General features: G+C 58.7%; 20 protein-coding genes. 9 read left to right on the forward strand and 11 right to left on the reverse strand.

Going from position 1 to position 23827, the window contains the following annotated elements; all coding sequences use genetic code 11:
* Positions 1–50: 50 nt before the first annotated feature.
* Together AC1D2P_RS00480 and AC1D2P_RS00485 are read right to left on the reverse strand one after the other, a co-directional pair.
* Complete coding sequence (locus AC1D2P_RS00480) at positions 51–872, reverse strand: DUF1254 domain-containing protein (protein ID WP_223524302.1); 822 nt, start codon at positions 870–872, stop codon at positions 51–53.
* A 159-nt stretch (positions 873–1031) separates the two neighbouring features.
* Positions 1032–1457 (reverse strand): hypothetical protein, encoded by a 426-nt coding sequence (locus tag AC1D2P_RS00485; protein ID WP_223524299.1) that lies wholly within the window; start codon positions 1455–1457, stop codon positions 1032–1034.
* Between the two features lie 168 nt (positions 1458–1625).
* Between AC1D2P_RS00485 and AC1D2P_RS00490 the strand changes: the two genes are divergently transcribed.
* A complete protein-coding gene (locus AC1D2P_RS00490) occupies positions 1626–2300 on the forward strand; it encodes a TetR/AcrR family transcriptional regulator (protein ID WP_223524296.1) in 675 nt (224 codons plus the stop codon).
* Positions 2301–2662: 362 nt separating this feature from the next.
* Entirely contained in the window at positions 2663–3361 is a 699-nt protein-coding gene (locus AC1D2P_RS00495) for a response regulator (protein WP_223524293.1), read from the forward strand.
* Here AC1D2P_RS00495 and AC1D2P_RS00500 read toward each other — a convergent pair whose 3' ends face one another.
* The 9 genes from AC1D2P_RS00500 to AC1D2P_RS00540 form a co-directional block, all read right to left on the reverse strand.
* On the reverse strand, positions 3362–4825 hold the full coding sequence (locus AC1D2P_RS00500) for a sensor histidine kinase (RefSeq protein ID WP_223524324.1): 1464 nt from the start codon (positions 4823–4825) through the stop codon (positions 3362–3364).
* 50 nt (positions 4826–4875) lie between these two features.
* On the reverse strand, positions 4876–5361 hold the full coding sequence (locus AC1D2P_RS00505) for an adenosine-specific kinase (protein WP_046032433.1): 486 nt from the start codon (positions 5359–5361) through the stop codon (positions 4876–4878).
* Between the two features lie 178 nt (positions 5362–5539).
* Entirely contained in the window at positions 5540–6787 is a 1248-nt protein-coding gene (locus AC1D2P_RS00510; RefSeq protein ID WP_046032617.1) for an MFS transporter, read from the reverse strand.
* 77 nt (positions 6788–6864) lie between these two features.
* Complete coding sequence (locus tag AC1D2P_RS00515) at positions 6865–7542, reverse strand: DUF3313 domain-containing protein (RefSeq protein WP_223524289.1); 678 nt, start codon at positions 7540–7542, stop codon at positions 6865–6867.
* 26 nt (positions 7543–7568) lie between these two features.
* Positions 7569–8012: a hypothetical protein gene (locus AC1D2P_RS00520; RefSeq protein WP_175648994.1), complete on the reverse strand. Its 444-nt coding sequence runs from the start codon at positions 8010–8012 to the stop codon at positions 7569–7571.
* A 322-nt stretch (positions 8013–8334) separates the two neighbouring features.
* On the reverse strand, positions 8335–9345 hold the full coding sequence (locus AC1D2P_RS00525) for a YeiH family protein (RefSeq protein ID WP_223524286.1): 1011 nt from the start codon (positions 9343–9345) through the stop codon (positions 8335–8337).
* A gap of 58 nt (positions 9346–9403) precedes the next feature.
* Complete coding sequence (locus AC1D2P_RS00530; protein WP_223524282.1) at positions 9404–10720, reverse strand: MFS transporter; 1317 nt, start codon at positions 10718–10720, stop codon at positions 9404–9406.
* A 141-nt stretch (positions 10721–10861) separates the two neighbouring features.
* On the reverse strand, positions 10862–12517 hold the full coding sequence (locus AC1D2P_RS00535; protein WP_309475391.1) for a 3-(methylthio)propionyl-CoA ligase: 1656 nt from the start codon (positions 12515–12517) through the stop codon (positions 10862–10864).
* Positions 12518–12554: 37 nt separating this feature from the next.
* Positions 12555–13577: an alpha/beta fold hydrolase gene (locus AC1D2P_RS00540; protein ID WP_258666428.1), complete on the reverse strand. Its 1023-nt coding sequence runs from the start codon at positions 13575–13577 to the stop codon at positions 12555–12557.
* A gap of 108 nt (positions 13578–13685) precedes the next feature.
* On the opposite strand from AC1D2P_RS00540, the gene AC1D2P_RS00545 reads away from it, so the two are divergent.
* From AC1D2P_RS00545 to AC1D2P_RS00575, 7 genes are all read left to right on the forward strand, one after another.
* Positions 13686–14738 carry an AraC family transcriptional regulator gene (locus tag AC1D2P_RS00545; protein ID WP_258666425.1) on the forward strand — a complete coding sequence of 351 codons (1053 nt, stop codon included), beginning with the start codon at positions 13686–13688 and terminating at the stop codon, positions 14736–14738.
* Positions 14739–15009: 271 nt separating this feature from the next.
* Positions 15010–15879, forward strand: a complete 870-nt coding sequence (locus AC1D2P_RS00550; RefSeq protein ID WP_223524318.1) for a TauD/TfdA dioxygenase family protein — start codon at positions 15010–15012, stop codon at positions 15877–15879.
* Positions 15880–15993: 114 nt separating this feature from the next.
* Positions 15994–16470 carry a 2,4'-dihydroxyacetophenone dioxygenase family protein gene (locus AC1D2P_RS00555; protein WP_095964963.1) on the forward strand — a complete coding sequence of 159 codons (477 nt, stop codon included), beginning with the start codon at positions 15994–15996 and terminating at the stop codon, positions 16468–16470.
* Between the two features lie 250 nt (positions 16471–16720).
* Positions 16721–18727 carry a DUF1302 domain-containing protein gene (locus tag AC1D2P_RS00560; protein ID WP_477758212.1) on the forward strand — a complete coding sequence of 669 codons (2007 nt, stop codon included), beginning with the start codon at positions 16721–16723 and terminating at the stop codon, positions 18725–18727.
* Between the two features lie 36 nt (positions 18728–18763).
* Positions 18764–20122: a DUF1329 domain-containing protein gene (locus AC1D2P_RS00565; RefSeq protein ID WP_477811286.1), complete on the forward strand. Its 1359-nt coding sequence runs from the start codon at positions 18764–18766 to the stop codon at positions 20120–20122.
* Positions 20123–20230: 108 nt separating this feature from the next.
* Complete coding sequence (locus AC1D2P_RS00570; protein ID WP_223524271.1) at positions 20231–21304, forward strand: WD40/YVTN/BNR-like repeat-containing protein; 1074 nt, start codon at positions 20231–20233, stop codon at positions 21302–21304.
* 28 nt (positions 21305–21332) lie between these two features.
* Positions 21333–23825: an efflux RND transporter permease subunit gene (locus AC1D2P_RS00575; RefSeq protein WP_258666419.1), complete on the forward strand. Its 2493-nt coding sequence runs from the start codon at positions 21333–21335 to the stop codon at positions 23823–23825.
* Positions 23826–23827 lie beyond the last annotated feature (2 nt).

Here is a 23827-nt window from a genome sequence, read left to right on the forward strand (position 1 = left end):
GAGGAGGGTTCGTTGCACAGCAATCGACGCATGGCAAACGGTCGCGGACGTTATGAAGCCTTGACGATCTGCGGCGGGCTCCACGTTCCTTTGCCAGGCGGCAAGATGGAAGGCGCCTGCGTCTTCGGCCAATAGAGACGCATCACCAGGTAGATCCGATCATTCGGTGCGGGCAGCCAGTTGCTTTCCTTGTCCACGCCGGGTGAGTTTTTCTGCAGGTAGAGCGTTAGTGAGCCGTCCGCATTCTTCTTCATACCGGGCAACATTGGTGAGTTGATGAGGTAGCGATTGATCGGGTTTTCGATCAGCAATTGCGTCTTGCCGTCGTACATCGTCACTGACCAGAAGGCATTAACCGGTGGAAGTTGTCCGGCAGCAAAGGTGATCGTGTAGTTGTGCTTGCTGCCGTCGAGCGGTTCGCCATTTGGCAAGGTATTGGCCAGCGAGTACGTGGCCTCATCGGCATCGTTGGCGTATATGCCTGCTTGCGCAACAGCAGCACGGTTGAGCCAGTCGCCATTGTAGAAGGCGTTGTCGCCGCCGGCACCGACAACGTTCCAGCCATTAATCCTGGTGCCCAGATTTTTAATCCCTTCCTCAACCTTTGCATACCCAGCCTGCAGGCCTTGAACCACCGCGGTTTTCTGTTCGGCGGACAGGTTCTGGAAGTTGAAGTCCTTGCCGACGCCGATTCGGGCAAGTTTCTCGCGGATCGCTACTTCGTCCGGTGTGGCCGGGTCGAACTGCAAGGCAAAGCCCAGATACTTGAAGAAGTCAGTCTTCACCAGGTCTTTATCGATCTTCGGGAAATCAATCGCGGGTGCTGCAGGTGGCGCGGGCTGCTGGAGATAAGCGGAAAGCGGCTGCACCATCACTGTCTGTCGGTATCATCGCCTGCGTCCTACGCTTTGACGTGTTCAAAGAACAGTGAGAAATCACTATGATTCCCGGTCGCAAAGGGCAGCATCCGATCCAGGGAGGACACACCCTGCACCGATACGCTGCCTAAATACGACTAGAAGTAACCTGCGTCATGACTGACGCGATTCACCGTTCGCACCGCTAAAATTTTCGAATGTTACGCCGATGCGCGAGAACACCTGCCACACGAAGAGCAGCACACTGAAACCGATGAGAATTGATGCGAACGCAATCAATGGCTCGACTGAGGGGAAGCCCTTGATACGCAGTGTCAGTGCGCCGAGCATCACCGGTACGCCAACGTTGTACGTCCAGAACTGTGCGCTAGCGATGCGTCCTTCAGTGATTGACGGGTGCAACGTGCCGAACAGCCCGAACAGTGCCATCGACATCCACCCCAACAGATTGATATGGGCATGTACCGCGAAGAGTGAATGGTCGCCGGAAGCGCCCATCGTCACGCCCAGCGCCACGCCACTGGCAAAGTAGAGGGCCGCGAGCCGAAACCAGGTCCGTGAACGGGGATTGTGATTCATGGCATTCACCTCATGCGCCCTGAGGCGCGCTCAGTTGCTGAAAAAACGATGTGGAATCGTTATGCCCGGCGCGCCGATTGTGCTTCGCAAAGCGCCATTGGCATATCCTGCGTTGCGTGTCTATTATGAGACTTAAGTCTCATTACAAGACGGAGTATCATTTATTCCATGCCGACCTCGAAGTCAAGCCCGCCTGTCCGTGATACTGATACGCAAGGCCGCGCCAACCAGCGGCAACGCACGCGTCAAGCGCTGATCGATGCCGCCATCGCCTTACGCGACGAGGGCCACAACCCGACTGTCGCGCAAGTCGCCGAGCGCGCGATGGTGTCGCGGGCCACGGCGTATCGTTACTTTCCCTCGCCTGAGGCGTTGATCAGCGAGACGGCGGCCGATCGCGACATGACGCCGCTGGAGAACCTCTGGCGGCCGGGAGACGATCCGGTAAAGGGCATCGGCCTGGCGGCGAACGCGTTGAACACACTGCTGCTCGACGACGAGATTGGCCTGCACGTGATGGAACGCTCGTTCATGACGGTGTGGCTCGAAACGGAACCCCACGAACCCTTGCGGCCGGGACGACGCATGAGCTACATCGAGCCGATTGTCGACTCGCTGAAAGACGTGCTCTCACCCCGCGCACGCAAGCGACTGAAACAGGCACTGTCGATCGTGATCGGCACCGAAGCGTTGATCGCCGTGCGCGATATCGGTGGCGCGAGCATCGAAGAATCGCTCGACACCTGCGTTTGGGCCGCTCGAGCGCTCGTCCGCCAGGCGCTGGCGGAGGATGAGCCGGCGCGGCAAAAGCGCAAGGCTGTGTCCGCAATATTGCGAAAGTGAACCCGCATTTCACTGGGGGCGCACTCGAGTAGCCCGTCGACGCAAGTCCAGGCGGGGCCGGTGCTGCCGCTGTATGTGCCTGATCGAAGAAGAGCGACGGTTGGTCGAATGAATGATGAATCCGGGTGAATGAGACTGTCTGTTTTTTGATGGGCGTAGCGGCCTTTTAAAACAATGGGTTGGGGTACAGAGGTTCAGAATCCCCACGTCGTGATTGCTTACTGACGATCGAAATTTATCCGACCTAAGTCTGATTTCTTGACGCCCGGAGCCTTGGACACTCGACGGATAACCAGCGGGGTCCCTGGTTCCCTGCTATTAATCAATGAGTGTTCGAGTGCTAATCCTTTCGGGAGCGCGTTATGAGTCCATCCATTCGCATCGGCATTGCCGACGATCATCCTTTGTTGCGTGAGGGCGTTGCCAATACGTTGAAAAGGCGGGCGGATCTTCAGGTCGTGGAGCAGGGCGCCAATGCGGAGGAAGCCAGGGATATTGCGGTGAGGGTTCGTCCGGACGTGATGTTGATGGACGTCAATATGCCGGGCGATGTTTTCGCCGCGGTACGATTCATTGCCACTGAGCTGCCGGAAGTGAAGGTGCTGATGCTGACCGTTTCGGAATCCGAAGATGACGCCTTTTCGGCACTGGAGGCCGGCGCGCGCGGGTATGTGTTGAAAGGTGTCAGTGGACCGGAACTGGTCCTGGCGATCAGGTCGGTTGCCAAGGGCGAGTCATACATCACCCCCGAATTCGCCAATAAACTGCTCAATAACATCAAGAAACACAAAGCGGAAAATCAAACGTTTGATCTCACCCCTCGCGAGGAGGAAGTCATTTGTGAAGTTTCAAAGGGGCTGACCAATAGAGAGGTTGCGTCAAAGCTGTCGATCAGCGAAAAAACCGTCAAGCATCACATGGGCTGCGTGATGCAGAAACTGCACGCCCGAAATCGTGTCGAAGCGGTCACGGCCCTACGGCATTACAGGGCGCACGAAGCTGTCGGGCGGCTTCACATCGACGCAGGGAAAACACAAGCGGATGCCGGGAATGGCTCCTGACTAGATCTTGAACTGTGCATTGACCGACGTACCCGAGGCGCAAGAGTCGATGCTGAACAACCCGCCCAGCGATTCAACGCGATAACGCAAACCGGCGAGCCCCAATCGGGTTCTGCCGGATGTCTCGAGCAGCATGGCGTCCTCCGTCATGCCGGGACCCCTGTCCCTGACGCTGATATTCAATACTTCATCAATGTATTGCGCCTGGATGACCTGACCCTCGCCGTTGGCATGACGGTAAGCGTTGTTGAGGGCTTCTTGCACAAAACGGTACAAACAGAGTTTGAGTGGTAGTGACGCGGCCTTCGGTAGTCGCCCCAGGGCTAACGTGACCTTGGTGCCCGTGCGTTGCTCGTGCCGTTGCGCCACCAATTGCAACTCTTCCACCAGGCTCAAATCGTTGATTTCCGGAAGTGCCAGGCCTCGTGATAGTTCGCGGACCTCCCGCAATGCGTCGGTAGCGGCGCCACGAATGGTTTCCATCGACTCCTGATCGACCGCGGAGCAGTTTTCGGCCAAGTCGTCGAGCCGGATCAGAATCAAGGTCAATAACTGCGCCGGCCCATCGTGCAGGTCTGCACCAATGCGCCGCAAGGTGAGTTCGTTGACCCGGGAAAACTCCTGGGTCGCCGTCGCCATCTTGCGCTGGAGTTCGACATTGCTGACGTGTAAACGGGTTTGCTCCTGCAGCCGTAAGTGCAGTGCCACTTGTTGGCGCTGGATAATCTTGTCACCGCGTCGCACGATGAAGAAAAGCAGCGTCAGCATTGCCAGCGTCGCGGCGCCGACAACCTCCCATACCTGCTGTCGGACACGATTGATCTCGCGCTTGAGGCTCTCGGCCTTTTCATAAAACTCGCCCACCGCGATGACTTTCCTGGAGTTTGAATCCCGCAGAGGCGCGTAGATCTCATAGAGCGGCAGGTTGAGCTTGCGTTCGAACTCGTTCTCCTGCTGGCTCAGCTCTTCAAGGTCGGTGACCACTTTGCCTTTGAATGCCTCGGTGATCTCATCCACGGGGAATTGGTGGTTGGTGATGGCTTTATTCGTGCTGTAGACAACTGTGCCATCCGCCCGCCAGATCTTGATCGAAACAATGTGCTGTTTTAGCGCACGACTTTGCGTGAGGCGGTCCAGGGCCTGGACACTTTCAGCCGAGAGGTTGTTGTCCCGGCTCATCTCCTGCACATAGGGCTCCAGAAACGTGTCCATGTACTGAGCAGCGGCTTCTGCCGCGCTATGTACCGCGGCACCTTCTATTCGTAGGCTCACCAAATTGCCGACGAAGAACATGGTCAGTCCCAGGATCACCGCAGCGGCAATGACAAACTGGGTCGAGTGACTCAGATTGCGCGCCTGGACTCTGATTCGTCTGTGCCAGATAGGGGAGGGGGCGCTCAGCGCCTCAGCCTCTTGCGCGATAAACGTCTCGTTTTTGGATTCGACTTTTGCATCGTTTGCCATCGATTGGGTTCCCTGAACATCCTGATAGGTCGATTGGACAACCCTGCAACTCACTGTTTGTAGCCAATTTGTCGCAACAGATTCTTGCGCCACTGAATGTCTTCATCGCCTTCAATGTCATTGGCACAAAAGCCATCCACTACGCCCAGGATTGCTCGCCCTTGTTCCGTCTCAGCGAGAATCACCTCGGTTGGATTGGCTGTTGCACAAAAGATACGGCAGACCTCTGGAACCATTTTGATGGTGTTTAACACGTTCAGCGGATAGAAACCGTCGCCCAGGAAAATGATGAAGCTATGGCCTGCGGCGATGGCTTTCGCATTCTTCTGTGCAAGTTCAATCATTGGGGTATCGGTGCCGGACCATCGCACCAGGCATTTGCCAGAGGCTTCACAAAAGGCCACACCAAACTGGATACCTGGTACAGCATTGACCAGCGCTTCGTGGATGTCCTCGACGGACTTGATGAAGTGCGTCTGACCTAAAATGAAGTTCGTCACTTCCGGTTTATCGATTTTCAACGTGATGAGTTGCATCTCAAACCCCTCCATTCACGAAGTCGTTACCAGCGTCTGGCAACACACCAAGCATAGCTACTCATTTGTTATTGCTCCGGCCACTGACGGTTTCTGGCCGTTTGCTACCTGTTGTGAGGGGTTGCAATCGACCAACGTCAGACGGACTTGTCGTCCTGATGGTCGTGACTGGGCGTTGTTATCGAACCTGGACTTTCGATCGGATCACCCACAACCCCAAAAAAGTCAAAACAGCAAAGCCCCCTCCCATCAAGAAGGTCGCTTGGTAGCCTGCCGTATCCCATAGCGCCCCCGCGATGACACTCGCCATCAGCAAGGCCAGTCCGGTCAACAAATTGAACATGCCAAATGCCGTCCCACGCAGTTCAGCCGGCGCGCAATCGGCGATGAGGGCGGCGAATATCCCCTGGGTAAACCCCATGTGCAGCCCCCATAGAACGACGCCGACGACCAGCCCCGCAATACCCGGCACAAACGCCAGCGTCAAATCGGCAGCCATCAGAAATATCAGACCTATGCCGAGCACCGGCACGCGGCTGACACGATCAGACAATGCCCCGGCGGGATAGGCTGACAGCGAGTACGCCACTGCCATCAGGACCAGTACCGCTGGCGCCCACATCGGCGCCAGCCCAACAGCCTGGCCGCGCAGGATCAGAAAGGCCTCGCTGAATCGCGCCAGGGTGAACACCGAAGCGACACCCACCACCCACCAGTAACCGGCGCCCAGTCGGGCCAGTTCCCGCCGACTCAAGGGCGTACGCACCCGTTGCGGCCCTTGCACTTGTCTGGGCTCATGAACGAACAAAAGCAGCACAGCGACGGCGAGGAAGGCCGGGATGACAGCCACCCAGAACACGGTCTGGAAGTGGTTCGCGGTCAGCCACATCAAACCAATCGCCAGCAACGGCCCCAGGAATGCACCAACGGTATCCAGCGTCTGACGCAGGCCGAAAGCCGCCCCGCGTACCGCGGGTGGTGTGATGTCGGCCACTAATGCATCGCGCGGGGCACCGCGAATCCCTTTGCCGATACGGTCGATAAAGCGAGCCCCGGTCAGCCAGTCCAGCGAGCCCGCCAAAGGAAAGATTGGTTTGGACAGCGCCCCCAGTCCATAACCCAGCGCCGCCAGCAGCTTGCGTTTGCCCAATCGATCACTGAGCGCCCCGGAGAATACCTTGGTGATCGAGGCTGTAGCCTCGGCTATTCCCTCGATGAGACCCACCGCCAGGACGGAGGTACCCAGTACTGTCACCATGTAGAGCGGCAACAATGCATGGATCATCTCTGAGGAGATGTCCATCAGCATCGAGACGAAGCCGAGCGCCCAGATGCCACCAGGCAGGGTGCGCCAGACATTGCCGGTTGACGCCTTCTGGATTGGCGCAGTAGTGGAAGTACCGCCCGACTTGTCAGTGGTTTTCATCATGAGCCTCACACTCCTTTAGCCGCGTCGGCAGGATGCCAGAGGAGGGAGAAAAAAAGCTGAAAGGTTTGTAACGGTCAACTGTGGATGAACGTCCAGAGATCAGTACTCAGTTTGTCGATAGCGGCTTTAAAGTCCTTAGTGGTGATGCGCTGGCTCTCGTTCTCTAGCTGGCTGCCGAATACCTTGCGTACCACTTTGGCCATGGTCTGATTGGTTCTCGCGTCAATGAACTCGGCTTCGAAGTAGATATTCGTGTCTTGATCCCGGTGCCCGGTGGCAGCCTGTGTCGCTCCGACAACGGCTGCGATCGGCATCACTTCATACCACTTCATGCCTTCGTTCGAGGCACTGACGCCCGTGATCGCCGCACGCAGGATCAGGGGGCGTGAGCCGGCCGGTGCAGCGGCCGCGTTAGATACCCTCCGGTATTTCTGGCCCAGCACGATTTTGGCCTTCCTGGACATGTAGTCCTGCAATTCGACCAGCGTCTGCTGATTGACTTGTTCATTGGGCTTCGGCGCGGGGTAAAACTCCAGCGTTCTGAACGCGATGGTGTCATACGCATTCGGGTTCCAGGACGGGCTCACCCAGCGCATTGCCTTCTCACCGGTGGCGGTGGTCACTTCTTCCAGGTTGTTGTAGTTGGACAGGAAGCCGGAGTACTGCTCGCGCTCAGTGACCTGGGAGGTGCAACCGCCAAGTAGCAGGCTGGCCATTGCAACGCCAACAAACAGTTTATGGGCCGGGGTCATAGTGAATTCACTCCTTGGAGCCAGGACTAATTACAGGACTCAGTTACAGCCTTCTCGGTGCGTTTGATTTCCTGCTTGATGTCCGTGGTTATTCGCTGTTCTTTGAGTTGTTGTTCGAGAAAATGCTGACTCCCCAGGTTTTTCAGTTCTGCATCGGTCGCTGCGTCCTTTGCCTCCAATTTTGCGGCGTGTGCGTCTATGACCGCTTCAACCTCCGCGTCATTGTTTGCGGTATCCAACGCGCTGACTAATTCGTCCACCTCAGAACTCTCCGCCTCGGCGTAAGCTTCCATAGACAGCCCCGCAGTCATCGCTCGTGCTCGAGTTTCCAGGGTTTTCATATGCTGCTGTACTGACCTGCACAGGGCCTCCTTTCGCTCGTTCTCGAACGATTTCCACTCCATGAACCTCTGCGTTGTTACACCCATCACCGTGATGATGACGGCGGCCCCAATCAATCCGGCTCTCACGTTTCGCAACCTCAACAAGATTTTGTGAGTGGTTACCTTAAATCTACTCGAGAAATTAAAAAGCGTAGCAGGACGGTGCTAAAAATCGCTTCGAGCCGTTTCTTGGCATGCTGACTGATTCGGGCCGTTTTCTGTCTGTCGCGGAGGGTAGTAAACGACCCATACGGACATTCGTAAGAAGGCGAGACGGCTCATAGCAGGAAAGCCGAAACAAGCAAATCTCGATATAAAAAAGCCGCGTAACGGAGCAACTGGTACACAGCTCCGACGCGGCAAAAAGCTCTGTTTGACCAGAGCGGCGATGACCCCGCAGGGGTTCGGTTTACATGGCCCAGTGCAGCATTGCCAACACCAGTGCGCCAAGGAATACGGTTTCTCCCACCATCAATAGAATGGGTTTGATCCCCACCGAGGCCAGCTCCTTGAGCTGCGTCTTCATGCCCAGTGCGCTGATGGCGATCACCAGGCACCAGCGTGACAGGCTGTTGCCGGCGTCCTGAACCATCTGTGGAATGACCCCGGTGCTGTTGACTGCGGCAAAGATTACAAATCCCACCGCGAACCACGGCAGCAGCGGTGGTCGCTTGCTGCCAGGTTCGACGCCGCGGGCGCGGGTGATCATGGCCGCACACAGAATTACCGGTAGCAGCATCGCCACGCGCATCAGTTTCACGACCGTGGCGCTGTCGCCGGTCTCGTGTGACATGCCGTAGCCGGCGCCAACCACCTGGGCTACATCGTGAATGGTGCCGCCGAGGAAAAAGCCTGCGTGGAGCGGGCTCAGGTTGAAAAACTGGGCAATCATCGGGTAAAGGATCATTGCCATGGTGGACAGCGCCGAAACGCCTATGACTGTGAAGAGCGTCGCCCGCTCTTTCTTCTCATGGCTGGGCAGCGCTGCCGCCAGGGCAAGGGCCGCCGACGCGCCACAAATTGCGGTGGCGCCGCCGGTAAGCAGGCCGAACAAGGTGCTGAAGCCCATGGCGCGAGCCGCGACGATGGACACCAGGATCGTCACCACCACTAGCGTCACCACCATCACAACCGGCTGCCAGCCAAGGGCAACGATCTGCTCCAGGGTGATGCGAATGCCCAGCAACGCAACACCGACCCGGAGGATCTCGCGGGCTGTGAACTCGATGCCCGGCTTGCACACCCCGTCACCGGAAAGGAAATTCATCGCCATGCCCAGTAGAAGTGCGAAGAGCATCACCGGCGCGCCGTAGTGCTCGGAGAGGAATGTGGCCGCAGCGGCGACCATGGCGCTGACGATAAAGCCGGGCATCAGCAATTGGCTGCGTACCCCCAGCGAGGCAATGGTTGCGGAGCTCATGCAAGACTCTCCTGGGGGCAGGGCAGTGGTTGTGTCACGGGCAGTTTGATGGGGGCGTTCATGACATTCTTCCGGCCGGCGTCGCACCTGCGACTGTCGGCATCAGTTTCTGGATATCGCGTTGGTAGTGGCGCTTGCCGTAGCAGAACACGAGGGCTGCTGCGATGCTGATCAGTGGGATCATCTGGAAAGCACGATCAAGGCCAAAGGCGTCAGCCAGCAGGCCCGTGACATAGGGGCCGGGCCCTTGGCCAAGCAGGTTATTGGACAAGGCCAGAATGGCAAAGGCCGTGCCGTGCACTGAAGGGTGGGTCAAGTTGGCGATGGCGGCGCCGGCGGGGCCAAACGTGCCAGTGACCACCAACATGGCCAGAGCGATGACTACCAGTTGTGCCACTCCGGGGGGCAACAGCATGGCCGCTGACAGCAATAGGCTAGTGATCAGGCAGTAGGCGACGGCCAGGGAAATCTTGCGCTCGGGAGCTTTGCGGCACAGGCGGTCGCTGAGGATGCCGCAGAGGATCATGCCGGCGCCACCCGCCAGGATCAGGGCGGCGGAGATCAAGCCAGCCCGATCGGTGCCCATGTGGTAGTAACGGTTCAGGTAGCTGGGCAACCAGGCTATCAACGAGGCGCCGATGAACATCTGCAGGCCGCTGCCGATATAGGCACTGATGACCGAACGACTGGCAAACAGCGAACGTAGTGGACTCTTGCCGTTTGCTTCGGCGTGTTGGTTTGCGGTCTGAGTGCAGTTGCCAAGGCGCCGCTCTTTTACGACAAGTGGATAGATGATGGCGAGCGTCAGGCCGAATATCGCCATAACGATGAAAGCAGAGCGCCAGCCCAGGTGCGCGGCGATGATGCCACCAAGCGCCATGCCCAGTACGGAGCCAAACATGGCGCCAGCCATGAAGGTGCTGATGAGGGTCGCACGCATCTGCTTGGGAAAGACGGAAAGCACCACAGCTACGCCGACGCTGGCATAGGCTGCCTCGCCGATGCCGACCAACGACCTGGCGAGAAGCATGTGTTGGTAATTTTGTGCAAAGCCGGAGCCCAGTGTAGCCAAGCTCCAAATCGCGGCCATCAGTACCAGGCTGCGGACCCTGCCCCAGCGGTCGGCCATTAATGACATGGGTACGGTCAACAGACCCACCATCAGACCGACGATGCCGCTCAGCAGGCCGAGCTGGGAGTCGCTCAGTGCCCACTCGGATTTGAGCAGCGGAAAGATTGCGTTGAGCACTTGTCGTGACATGTAGTCTGAAATCAGCAGACCGAAACTGAGTGCAAATACGCACCAGGCATACAGTCGGGGCGTGCTGGCGGTTGAAGTTTCGATAGTGTCAGCAAGGGCGTGGTGAACATTCATGGCGATTCCTTGTATCTGCGCTTCTTGTTGTTATTGGATTGTCTTGATCGGACTCGTGAACCGGGCCTTGAGTAGCGCCCGGCTCGGGCAAGCATGGGAACGTGTTACTACCCGCCCGAGCGTGTTGAGGGAGGCAGGCCCTCAGGCGGTGGGCAGTCGGTAGTCCTGGAACATCTCGCGAAGCTTGTTCTTCAACATCTTGCCGGTCGCGCCGAGCGGGATGCTGTCGACGAATACCACATCATCCGGGGTCCACCATCTGGCGATCTTGCCTTCATAGAATCCAAGCAATTCGTCGCGCGAAAGTTCGCTGCCGGGTTTGCGGGTCACGACCAGGAGCGGGCGTTCATCCCATTTCGGGTGGTAGGCCGCAATACACGCAGCCATCGCAACCGCCGGGTGAGCCATGGCGATGTTTTCCAGATCAATGGAACCGATCCACTCACCTCCAGACTTGATGACATCCTTGCTGCGGTCGGTGATCTGCATGAAGCCCTCGGCATCAATAGTCGAGACATCGCCTGTCGGGAACCAGCCATCCACCAGCGAATCGCCGGCGTCGCTCTTGTAGTAGGAGGAGATGATCCAGGGACCGCGCACCATCAGTTCGCCCGAGGTTTTGCCGTCGCGGGGKAGTTCCTTGCCATCATCGCCGACGATCTTCATGTCGACGCCGTACACGACCCGGCCTTGTTTGGCCTGCAGGACGCGGCGGTCGGCGCTGTCCATGGCGAGGTGCCTGGCCTTGGGGGTGCAAACGGTCCCGAGCGGACTTAGCTCGGTCATGCCCCAGACGTGCAGCACCTGTACGTCATAGCGATCCTCGAAGGCCGCCATCATGGCCGAAGGGCAGGCCGAGCCACCGATTATCGTCCGGCGCATGGTCGAGAATGTCTTGCCCGTTGCCTCGACATGGGCGAGCAGACCTTGCCAGACGGTGGGCACGCCGGCGGACAGGGTGACTTTCTCCGCCTCGAACAACTCGTAGAGCGATGCGCCGTCGAGCAACGGTCCGGGTAGAACAAGTTTTGCGCCGACCATGCAGGCCATGTATGGCAACCCCCAGGCGTTGACATGGAACATCGGCACCACCGGCAGGACGGTGTCGCGCGCCGAGCAGTTCAAGGCATCGGGGAGGGCGGCGGCATGGGTGTGCAGAAGCGTCGAGCGGTGGCTGTAGAGCACGCCTTTGGGATTGCCAGTAGTACCTGAGGTATAGCAAAGCGACGATGCGCTGTTTTCGTCGAAGGTTGGCCACACGAAGTCATCGGTGTGGGTTGCGATCAAATCTTCGTAGCACAGCAGATCGGGGATCGAGGTAACCGCCGGCATATGCGCTCGATCGGTCATGAGCACGAAGCGGGTGATGGTCGAGACTTTGTCGGCGATGGATTCGACCAGCGGCAGGAAGGTCAGATCGAAGAAGAGCACGCGGTCTTCAGCGTGGTCGGCAATCCACTGCACCTGGTCGGCATGCAGGCGTGGGTTCAACGTGTGCAGCACGGCACCCGAGCCGGATACAGCGTAGTACAGCTCCATGTGGCGGTAACCGTTCCAGGCGAGCGTGCCGACGCGGTCACCAAAGCTGACGCCGAGCGTGGCGAGCGCATTGGCCAGGCAGCGTGCGCGCTGCCCGAGGTCGCGATAGGTTTGCCGATGGATATCGCCTTCGACCCGGCGAGAGACGACTTCCTGGTCGCCATGGTGGCGCTCGGCATGGGTGAGGAGCGTCGAAATAAGCAGCTGCTGTTGCTGCATCAGTCCATTCATGTTGGACACCGTCTTATTGTTGTTCATGTGAAATACCTTGGCGTATAGCCAACGAGGGACCGACTCAGTTGTCGTCCAGTTGTTCGAGGAACTCGAGAAGCAACGCGTTGATCTGCTCTGGCGCTTCTTCCGCCGCGGCGTGGCCCACACCGGCTAGCAGTAACTTTTTGCGCAGCCCGACCAGGTAGGTTTCGAGCTGGTCATATAGCCCGTGAATCTGTGGCGGTTCGATGGAGGGGTCGTTGGCACCGCCGATGAACATGCTGGGCTGCTTTATCACTGCGCCATCGAGAAAAGCGGAGATCTCCCAGTTGCGGTCGCGGCAGCGGTAGTAGTTCAGGGGGCCGGTGAAACCGGCACGGGTGTACTCATCCACGTAGTAGTCAATCGCTTGCGGGCTCAACCAGGCGGGGAACGCAACAGGGTCGGTGAAAGCATTGAGGATGGGCTCGTCCGGCTCGATGAACAGGCGCCAGCGCTCGGCACCGACCGCATCGCCCGAGACCGAGTAGAAGATGCTGCGCAAGGTCTTGCGCGTGTCGGCGGCCAGTTCACGGTCCGGCTTTTCCAGCTGCTGGAAGTACAGGTGGTGGTAGCCCTTGCCCTTGGCCATCGCCCGCAGCCCATCCGTGGGCCTGATCCGTCCGCGCGGAGGCACCGGCGTGTTCAGCATGACCAGTGCACGAAACAGCTCGGGCCGCAGCATGGCGCAGGCTTGGGCTACCCACGCACCGAGGTCGTGGCCGACGACGATCGCCGAGGTTTCATCCAAGGCTTCCATCAGGCAGACGATGTCACCCACCGCTTGGCTCATGTCATAGGCCTCTACCGCCGCTGGGCTATCGGACATGCCGAAACCTCGCAGGTCAGGCGCGACCACCCGATAACCAGCAGCTGCCAAGGCCGGGATCTGTCGCCGCCACATGTACCAGAGGTAGGGGAATCCATGTAGGAGGATGATCAGGGGGCCCTGGCCTTCCTCGACGTAGTGCATCCGGATGCCGTTGATCTCAACGAAGTGGTGAGCGAACGCGTCTGGAGCGTCAACGTCCCGCAGGGGCTGGTCCTGGAAATGTTCCAAATTCATCGCAGTACTCGTCATCTTGTTGTTGTATGGGAAGAGCTTGACGAGATAGGGGTGGTTGAGTTTGGCTATTCAGGACACCAACTTATCAAAACGGGACGGGGTGATCGCATGTCCAGCCTGATTCGCAGTGCCTGTTTGACCGGCTATGCGTCCATCGCCCACGCAGTTGGGCTGGACCCGTTCCGGATGTTGCGGCTGGCCAAATTGCCCCCCCGCGTGCTTGACGATCCGAATCTTCTGATCAACGGCTATTCGGTTTGCTGGCTGCTGGAAGAGTCGGCACGGCTTTCCGGCCAGGAAGCCTTCGGCCTGTTGATGGCGGAGCGCCGAGACTTGGCCGACTTTGGCATGCTGGCCCTGATGATGCGTGAGGAGCCCACTCTGCGCGCGGCGATGGAGTCGTCTGCGCGCTATATGCGGCTTCATAACGCCGGTGTGCAGTTGCGCCTTGAAGACGCCGGAGATCTGGTGCTTCTACATGTGGATATCCAGCAGAAATACCCGGGGCTTTTGCGTCAGGTGGTCGAAATCTCAACAGGTATTATTTTTCGGTCCTATCGGGCGCTCGCGCACGATGCTTTCAAACCGGTGAACATCTGTTTCAGCCACGAACGTCCAGCCAAGATGGACGTTCATCGCCGGGTGCTCGGAACGGCAATCGACTTTGGGCAGGAGTTCAACGGCATTGTCTGTCGGGCTCGCGACGTGGACCTGCCCATTGCCGCTGCCACACCCAAGCTCAATCGAGAAGTGAAGCGCTGGCTGGACATGCAGTTGACGGACGAGGGCGATGAGCCTCTGGATCAGGCGCGCCAGGTCATCAGAGTACTGCTGCCCACCGGAACCTGTTCGATCGATCGTGTCGCCGAGCACTTGGGGTTGCATCGCCGCACACTCAATCGGCGCCTGGCGGAAGTTGGCGAGACGGGGCTTTCCGTGGTCAATGCGGTGCGCGTCGAACTCGCCGAAGAGTATCTGTTGACCAGCAAGCGCAAGCTCTACGAAATCGCGGGGCTGGTGGGTTTTTCATCCGGTGCGGATTTCTCTCGCTGGTTCCGTCACCAGTTCAGCATGTCCCCGTCGGAGTGGGCCATACAGCATCGTGGGCGGGCGGCAACCGGGTCCACCCAAATCGCACCGAGCCCTCCCGGAAAGCCTTGACGAAGCCGGATACCCAGCCGCCCTCGTTGTCCGAAAATGCCAACAAGTTGTCCCGTCTTGCAAAAGCCGGGGCGACGGCAATCCCTAGCATCTCTCCAAGGAACCGAAACGGTGCCACTGGCTCGCTTTGATCCTGTCTGATTTGCCGGGCATGCGATTGCATGCCGGCGTACGCCAGAGACTGGAGATTTCAATGATAAAAAAAACAGCTTTCCAAAACAGTTCATCGCCATCCCCGGCGATTGTCCGTCCTTCGGCTCTTCGACATTCGATTAAGGTTGAACTGTGCACGCCGAACATCGGCGCCGAGATCAGCAACATCAGCCTGGCCGACGCTGCCCAAGACCCTGAAATGATCGCAGAGATCCGGGCGCTGTGGCTCAAACACAAAGTGCTGTTCTTTCGCGATCAGGACATCACTCCGATGGAGCAACAGAATTTCGCGGCGCAATTCGCCGAACTGGAAGCTCATCCCGTTGCGCCCAGCCATCCTGAGGCGGACAAGTTGCTGATGCTGTACCGCAATCTCGACCCCAACAAGCAGAATATGGTCGAAAAGATCAGCCGCGAAAACCTGTGGCATGCCGATGTCACTTTCAAGAAGGCGCCGCCCCGCGGCGCGGTGTTGCGCTGTGAACTGGGTCCGGAGTCCGGCGGCGACACCATTTGGTCCAACATGGTGATGGCCTATGAAAGCCTGCCTGAGGCCATCAAACAACGAATCGATGGCATGTACGCCAAGCACGATGCCGAGCACGCCTTTTTCGCCCAGATGCCGATCGCTGATCGTCACGCGATGGCCGCGAAGAACCCCGTCGCTGAGCACCCGGTTGTGCTTATCCATCCTGAGACGGGCGAAAAGGTGTTGTTCGTCAACTCGGCGTTCACCACCCATTTCTCGAACTTTTACACCTTCAAGGACGTCCGCTGCGGCCAGGACTTCAAGCCAGAAGCCAATACTCTGTTGAATTACCTGATTTCCCAGGCCGCGATTCCGGAATACCAGGTGCGTCTGAAGTGGCGACCCAACACGGTCGCGATGTGGGACAACCTGCTGTGCCAGCACTACGCAGTAGCCGATTACGGCAATGCACCGCGCAAGATGCTGCGCGCGACATTGACCGGTACCCCTCTTAACTGATTCACCCAATTCCCAGAGGTCTTCGCCTCGTGCTGGATCAGTCGAGCGCGTGCATCGCCGTCGGTCAAACCGCGCGGTCAGCTTCTGGAAAAAACAATAGAAACGGAGATAGTTATGCTTTTTCAACAAGTTGAAACAGCCGTCATGCACGGCGAGTCGCTGCCTTGGGTTCCCTTCACCCCTTTTGCAGACAACGTCCTGCTGAAGTACTTCAAGCTCGACCCAATTCGCGGCGAGATCATTGTGATGATGAAGGCGCCCATCGACATGGTCCTGCCCAAGCACCATCACTCTGGCACCGTCATCGTCTACACCATCGAAGGCCACTGGAAGTACAAAGAGCACGACTGGATTGCGGGTCCGGGCAGCGTTGTCTACGAGACCGCCGCATCCACTCACCAGCCGGAAGTGGTCAGCACTGAAGACGGTGACTACATGGTGACGCTGGTGATCGTGAGCGGCGACCTCATCTTCGTCGATGAAAACGACAAGGTCCTGGCCATCGAGAACTGGAAAACCTCGCTTCAGCGCTACATGAATTACTGCGAGGCGAACGGGATCGAACCACAGGATCTTACAGCCTTCCACTAAGGCTAAAGGGCCCTCGACACCGATAGCTATCCACGAAGCTGGTGTCGGGGCCGCCCGCCATAACCGAGCAGTTCAACTAACTGTTCGGGTGTCAGGTTACTACGTCCTTTCTGCTGCTTGCCGGTAACAGGTGACAGGTTCAACGACAGCGATCTCTGGTGTCGACCCGTCAGCTCCTGTTTGTCAGGCCGTGGGCGGGATTTCGTTGATCCAAGCATCCCTAACAATAATAAAAAGTGGAGCTAGCCATATGAAACACAGTCAGCCCTTCACCTTGCGTCGCAGTCCGCTGGCCATTGCTGTTGTCGTTGCAATCATGCCGGTCGCCGGCCACGCGTTCGAGTTCGATACCGGTAGCCCGGATTGGTCTGTGCGCCTGGACAACACCGTCAAGTACAACTACGGCGTACGCACCGAAAGCGCCGACAAGCGCATGCTCGGCTCGCCGAACAACAATGATGGTGATTACAACTTCCGCAAGTCCGGGACCAACATCACCAACCGTGTCGACCTGTTGACCGAGATGGATGTTGTTTATAAACAGAACATGGGCTTTCGTGTCAGCGCCGCCAGTTGGTACGACAAAGCCTATGAGAACACCGGTTCCAACTCCAACCCGTTCGTCAACGGCAATGATGCACGCTCTGGCCTGGTCGCCAACGACCCGCGCCTGGCCGGTGTCACCAACGACAACGTCGGCAATGGCAGTCCGCACCTGAGCAACTACGCCCAGCGTTACTACACCGGTCCGTCCGGGGAAATCCTCGATGCCTTCGTGTTCTACAGCACCGAAGTGGGCGAGGAGTCGATGCTGAGTGTCAAGGCCGGCCAGCACAACGTGTTCTGGGGTGAGACCATTCTCAACCCGGTGCATTCGGTCAGCTACGGCCAGTCCGGCCTCGATCTCGCCAAGCTCGCCGCATCGCCGGGTACTGAAGCCAAGGAGCTGTTCGTTCCGCGTAACCAGCTGTCGATGTCGTTCACTGTCAATCCGGAGTTGACCGTGGGGGCCCAGTATTTCCTGAAATGGGATGCTGCGCGTCTCCCGGAAGCGGGCACCTACTATGGCGGTTCCGACTTGGTGGGCTTCGGCGCGCAGTCGTTCCTGCTCGGCAACACCAACTCCATCACGCCGGGCAGCCCGCTCGGTTGCGGCGTCGCCCCCTGCAACGCATTGACCAACGTGGTTCGTGGTCATGACCTGAACCCTGGCAATCAAGGCGACTGGGGCGTAATGGCCAAGTGGTCACCGGAGTGGCTGGACGGCACCCTCGGCGTCTACTACCGCAAGACCTCGGACATCCTGCCGCAGGCCTGGCTCGACACTCGCGGGGTCACCTCGGCCAACCCCAATGGCACGCGTCCAGCGGGCCAGGTGCCGGCTGTTGTCAACACGTTGAACTCGTTGAGCACCGCCACTTATCAACTGGCGTACTCCGACGATATCGATATCTACGGTTTGAGCCTGTCCAAGGATTTCGGCGGCATCAGTGTTGGCAGCGACCTGAACATTCGCGAAAACATGCCGCTGGCCAGTATCCCGGCCATCGTCAGTTCCACCAGCCCGCTGGGCTTCGGGCAAGGTCTTGGCCTGTTGCCAGCACGTACCGCGGCCACTGGCGTCATTTACGACGTCCCGCACAACGGCGACAGCATGAGCGCCACCGGCGAAACGCTGCACTGGACGCTCAACGGTTTGATGACCCTGTCCAAGACGCCGGTGTACGACCAGGCCGTGCTGCTCGCCGAACTGTATTACAGCAACCTGCTCAAGCTCGATGACAAGAACTCGGCACTCTACAAAGGCAAGAGCACTTACCGCGGTATCGATGCGCCGACCCGCGACAACTGGGGTATCGCCGTCAACTTCACACCGACCTGGTACCAGGTGTTTCCGGGCGTGGACTTGAACACGCCGATGTCCGTGAACGTTGGCCTCGATGGTGTTTCCCCTGTGGTCGGCGGTGGCGCCAAGGACACTGGTACCTACGCCGCTGGCATCGGCGCCATCGTTTACAACAAATACTTTGTCGATCTCAAGTATGTGGATTCCTTTGGCAAGACTGACAAGTGCAACGTCAGCGGCAACAGCACCGGTGCAGCCAACGCCGGAAGTGGCGATGGATCGACCCCGAACGCCTTCAGTGGCAACGAGAACTATGCCTGCTACGCCGGTGGCTATTCGGCCTTCTCGGGAGGCGGCGCAACCACAGAAGACCGTGGCGCTGTGTACCTGACGCTGAAAACCACCTTCTGATACACCCATTGCTTAGATACTAAGCAGGAGAACAACATGAAATTCGTCAAAACTTTACTGGCCGCTTCCCTGGCCATGACGTTGGGCGCACATGCGCAGGCGGCCGCAACCGCCGAGGAAGCTGCCAAGCTCGGCACCAGCCTGACGATGGTCGGCGCTGAAAAAGCCGCCAATGCGGATGGATCGATTCCTGCCTACGCCGGTGGCCTGACCACCGCGCCGGCCAGCTTCAAATCGGGCGACACCATGCGTCCGGACCCCTTTGCCAGCGAGAAGCCGCTGCTGGTGATCGATGGCAAGAACGTCGACAAATACAAGGGCATGCTCACTGCCACCACGGCTGAGCTGGCCAAGCGTTTTCCCACGTTTCGTGTTGATGTCTACCCGACTCACCGCACCGTTGCGTTGCCTCAGAATGTGCTGGACAACAGCGTGAAAAACGCCAGCGGCGCCAAGTCCCTGCAAGGCGGCCTGGCCATCGATAACGTTCTGCCTGGTGTGCCGTTCCCGGTCCCGCACAATGGTGCCGAAGCGATGTGGAACTTCCTGCTGCGTTACCAGGGCGTCAACATCACCACCAAGTATGATTCCTGGAACGTTGACTCGGCGGGGGTGCCAAGCCTGGCCACTACCGGACAGACGTTCATCAACTACCCAATCTACGAGAACATGTCGCAGCCGATCAGCAGTGCCGACGTGTACTACCAGATCAAGGTGGCCTACACAGGTCCCGCACGTCGTGCCGGCGAGGCGCTGATGATCAAGGACGCCGCCGACCCGTTGCAACAACCACGCCGCGCCTGGCAGTACCTGCCGGGCCAGCGGCGAGTCAAGTTGGCTCCCAGCCTGGCCTATGACACGCCTAACCCAGGTACCTCCGGTGCCGGGACCTTCGATGACGGGTTTGTGTTCAACGGCGCGCTGGACCGCTACGACTGGACGCTGGTGGGCAAGCAGGAAATGATCCTGCCTTACAACACCTACAAGCTGACCTACGTTGCAGACCCCAAATCGCTGACCACCCCTAACCACCTGTCACCCGACTTCGTGCGTTGGGAGAAACACCGTGTGTGGGTCGTTGAAGGCAATCTCAAGCCAGGTGCTCGTCACAYCTACCAGAAGCGTCGCTTCTACCTGGATGAAGACAGCTGGACAGCTTTGGCTTCCGACCAGTACGACGCACATGGTCAGCTCTACCGTGGTTCCTTCGCTTTCCTCAGCCAGAGCTATGACAAACAGGTGCCGGACTCTACGCCGTTCATGATCTACGACCTGGTCGGCGGGTCCTACAACATCAATGGTGTGGTAGGTCCCTACGGCGGCATCAAGTACATCGAGCCGCTCTCCAAGGCGCAGTGGTCAGCTGAGTCCCTGGCCGGTGCAGGCATCCGCTAAGCATCCCGCGATAAAGCGCCCAGATGATTCACACCCTAACTGGGCGCCTGACTCCAGCGCCGGGTGCGCCTTGCGCGCCCCAGCGCAGTTTTCTCAAGAGGATGCAGTATGGGTTCTTACAAAAAGTGCCTGTTGCTGGCACTGGGCGGCTCACTGGTTCTGTCACAGGGAATCGCCCAGGCCACCAACTTCATTGACGTGCTGGACCAGCCAGCCAGGCTCAGTACCCTGGCCGTGCGCAGCCCTTTGCTGGCCACGGCCCGCGCGGGTGATCGGCTGGTCGCTGTTGGGCAGCGTGGTCACATTCTCTACTCCGACGACTACGGCAAGAACTGGCTTCAGGCCAGTGTGCCGGTCAGTGCTGACCTCAATGCCGTCTCGTTTCCTACGCCACAACAAGGTTGGTCCGTGGGTAGCGATGGTGTCGTGCTGCACAGCAGCGATGCCGGCGCAACCTGGAGCAAACAACTCGATGGCCGCCAGATCGGCGACTTGCTGGTCAAGCACTACAGCGCCCTGGCCCAGGCAGAACCTGGCAATGAACAATGGCCGCAGCTCGTCGAAGACGGCCAGCGGTTGACGAAAGAGGGCGCCGACAAGCCGCTGCTCGACGTCTGGTTCGCCAATGACCAACTCGGTTACGTGGTGGGTGTATTCAATCTGATCCTGCGCACTGAAGACGGTGGCAAGCACTGGACCCCGTTCCAGGACCGTATCGATAACCCGCAGGGGCTGCACCTCAATGCCATCGCCGCTGCCGGCGATGCGCTGTACATCGCCGGCGAACAGGGCTTGCTGCTCAAATTCGATGACACGCAGCAGCGTTTCCTGGCTCTGCCAACACCTTATCAAGGCAGCTTTTTCGGTGTGGTCGGCAAGCCTGGCGAAGTCCTGGTCTACGGGCTGCGCGGACATGTGTTTCGCAGCACCGATGGCGGCGCCAACTGGACCCCACTCAATACGGGGCTGCAAGTGAACATCACCGCCGCCACCCTGGACACCGACGGCCATTACGAGCTGTTTACCCAGGCCGGGCAACGGTTGGTCAGCCAGGATGGCGGGCAAGGCTTGAAATTGATGGCTCAGCAAAACCCGTCACCGGTTGCCGGCGCCGTTCAGGCAGCCGACGGCACATTGGTGTTGGTCGGCAACCGTGGTGCGCGCGTGCTTTCACAAGAATAAGAACTGTATCAATTCGAGGTACCCAGACATGGGCAATATCCAACAAGACACGATGCCGGTGATTTGCAACTTGCAAGACTTCGATCGAAGTTCCGGAAACCGGCTGGAAAGGTGGGTCTTCAATCACCGCCCCCTGTTCATGTTGCTCATGGCAGTGATCACCCTGGTACTGGGTTACATGATGGCGACCCGTCTCGAGCTGCGTCCCAGCTTCGAGAAGATGATTCCGCAGAGCCAGCCGTACATTAAAAATTTCCTGGAGAACCGCAAGTCTTTGCGCGGCTTGGGCAGCTCGGTGCGGGTGGTGGTTGAAAACACCGAAGGAGACGTCTTCGACCCCGATTACCTGAACGTGCTCAAACAGGTTAACGACGAACTGTTCCTCACCGAAGGCGTCGACCGCGCATGGATGAAGTCGCTGTGGAGCCCGTCAGTACGCTGGACCGAAGTCACCGAGGAAGGTTTCCAGGGTGGACCGGTGATGCCCGACACCTATCAGGGTACGCCGGCGGATATCGAACAACTGCGCGAGAACATCAACCGCTCCGGCATTGTCGGTAATCTGGTAGCCAGCGACTTCAAGTCCACCATGTTGATCGTGCCGTTGCTCGACACTGCTTCGGCAACCGGACACAGCGTCGACTACCACACGTTCGCCAAGAAACTTGAAAGGCAAATGCATGACAAGGAGGGCTCCGGCAAATACAAAGTCCACGTGATCGGCTTCGCCAAGTTGGTCGGCGACCTGATTGACGGCCTGATCCAGGTAATGATGTTTTTCGGCCTGGCCGTGGTCACCTCGCTGGTGATCATCTACGCCTACACTCGCTGCGTGCGCAGCACCCTGCTGGTAGTTGGCTGCTCGCTGATCGCAGTGGTCTGGCAGCTGGGCATCGTCGCCTGGCTGGGTTATGCGATAGACCCGTACTCGGTGCTGGTGCCGTTTTTGATCTTCGCCATCGGCGTGTCCCACGCCGCGCAGAAAATGAACGGCATCATGCAGGACATCGCCCGCGGCACCCATAAACTGATCGCTGCGCGCTACACCTTCCGCCGCCTGTTCATCGCCGGGGTCACTGCGCTGTTGGCCGACGCCGTGGGTTTTGCGGTGCTGATGCTGATCGACATCCCGGTGATCCAGGACCTGGCCATTACCGCCAGTATTGGTGTCGCGGTCCTGATCTTCACCTCTCTATTGCTGATGCCGGTCGCGCTGTCGTACGTCGGCGTTGGCAAGAAGGCCGCCGAGCGCGCCTTGAAGATCGACAGCCGCGCTGCAGCGCATCGTGGCTTCGGAAAATTGTGGGACTTGCTCGACCGCTTCACCACTCGCAACTGGGCTATCGGCACTGTACTAGGTGCCTTGGTGTTGGGTATTGCCGGTTTCGCCGTCAGTACGCATCTGAAGATCGGCGACCTCGACAGTGGTGCTCCGGAGCTGCGTGCCGACTCGCGCTACAACCGCGATAACGCCTACATCACTGGCCATTACGCGCTGTCCAGCGACCTGTTCGCAGTGATGATCAAGACTCCGCCAGAGGGCTGCCTGAATTATCAGACGCTGGTCCTGGCCGACCGCCTGGCCTGGGAACTGCAGCAATATCCGGGAGTGCAAGCGACCTCATCGCTGGTCAATGCGGTGCGCCAGATCACTGCCGGATCTTTCGAGGGCAACCCCAAGCTCAATAACATCCAGCGCAATCAAGACGTGTTGAACTACGGCGCGCAACAGGCCTCGGTCAATGCGCCGGAGCTGTTCAACAACAACTGTTCGGTCATGCCGGTCATTGCCTACCTCAAGGACCACAAGGCCGAAACCCTGGATGCGGTGGTCGCCATCGCCGACAAGTTCGCCAGGGAAAACAGCACCCCGGATCGCCAGTTCCTGCTGGCCGCCGGAACTGCGGGTATCGAGGCGGCAACCAATATCGTGGTGCGTGAAGCCAATCACACCATGCTGCTGTACGTGTACCTGGCGGTGACGCTGTTCTGCCTGATCACCTTCCGCAGCTGGCGCGCCACGCTGGTGGCGCTTTTGCCGCTGGTACTGACCTCGATCCTCTGCGAGGCCTTGATGGTCGCCATGGGCATCGGCGTGAAAGTCGCCACCTTGCCGGTTATTGCCCTGGGTGTGGGTATCGGTGTGGATTACGCGCTGTACCTGCTCAGCGTGCAGTTGCATTACCAACGCAGCGGTATGCCGCTGTCCGAAGCCTACCGCAACGCCGTGGCCTTCACCGGTCGGGTGGTCGGCCTGGTCGGCATCACGCTGGCAGCCGGTGTAGTGAGCTGGGCCTGGTCACCGATCAAGTTTCAGGCCGACATGGGCATCCTGCTGACCTTCATGTTCCTGTGGAACATGCTCGGCGCGCTGATCCTGATTCCGGCCCTGTCCTACTTCCTGTTGCGTGGGCCCTCGCTGAACCGTCGTGCTGCGCCGGCTGAGCCGGGGAGGCAGACCAGCGATAGCGACAATTCCAACAAACCGGGCGTGCCACATGCCCTCACAATGTCCGAGTAAGC

The sequence above is a fragment of the Pseudomonas sp. P1_F1_2 genome (genome assembly GCF_056405815.1).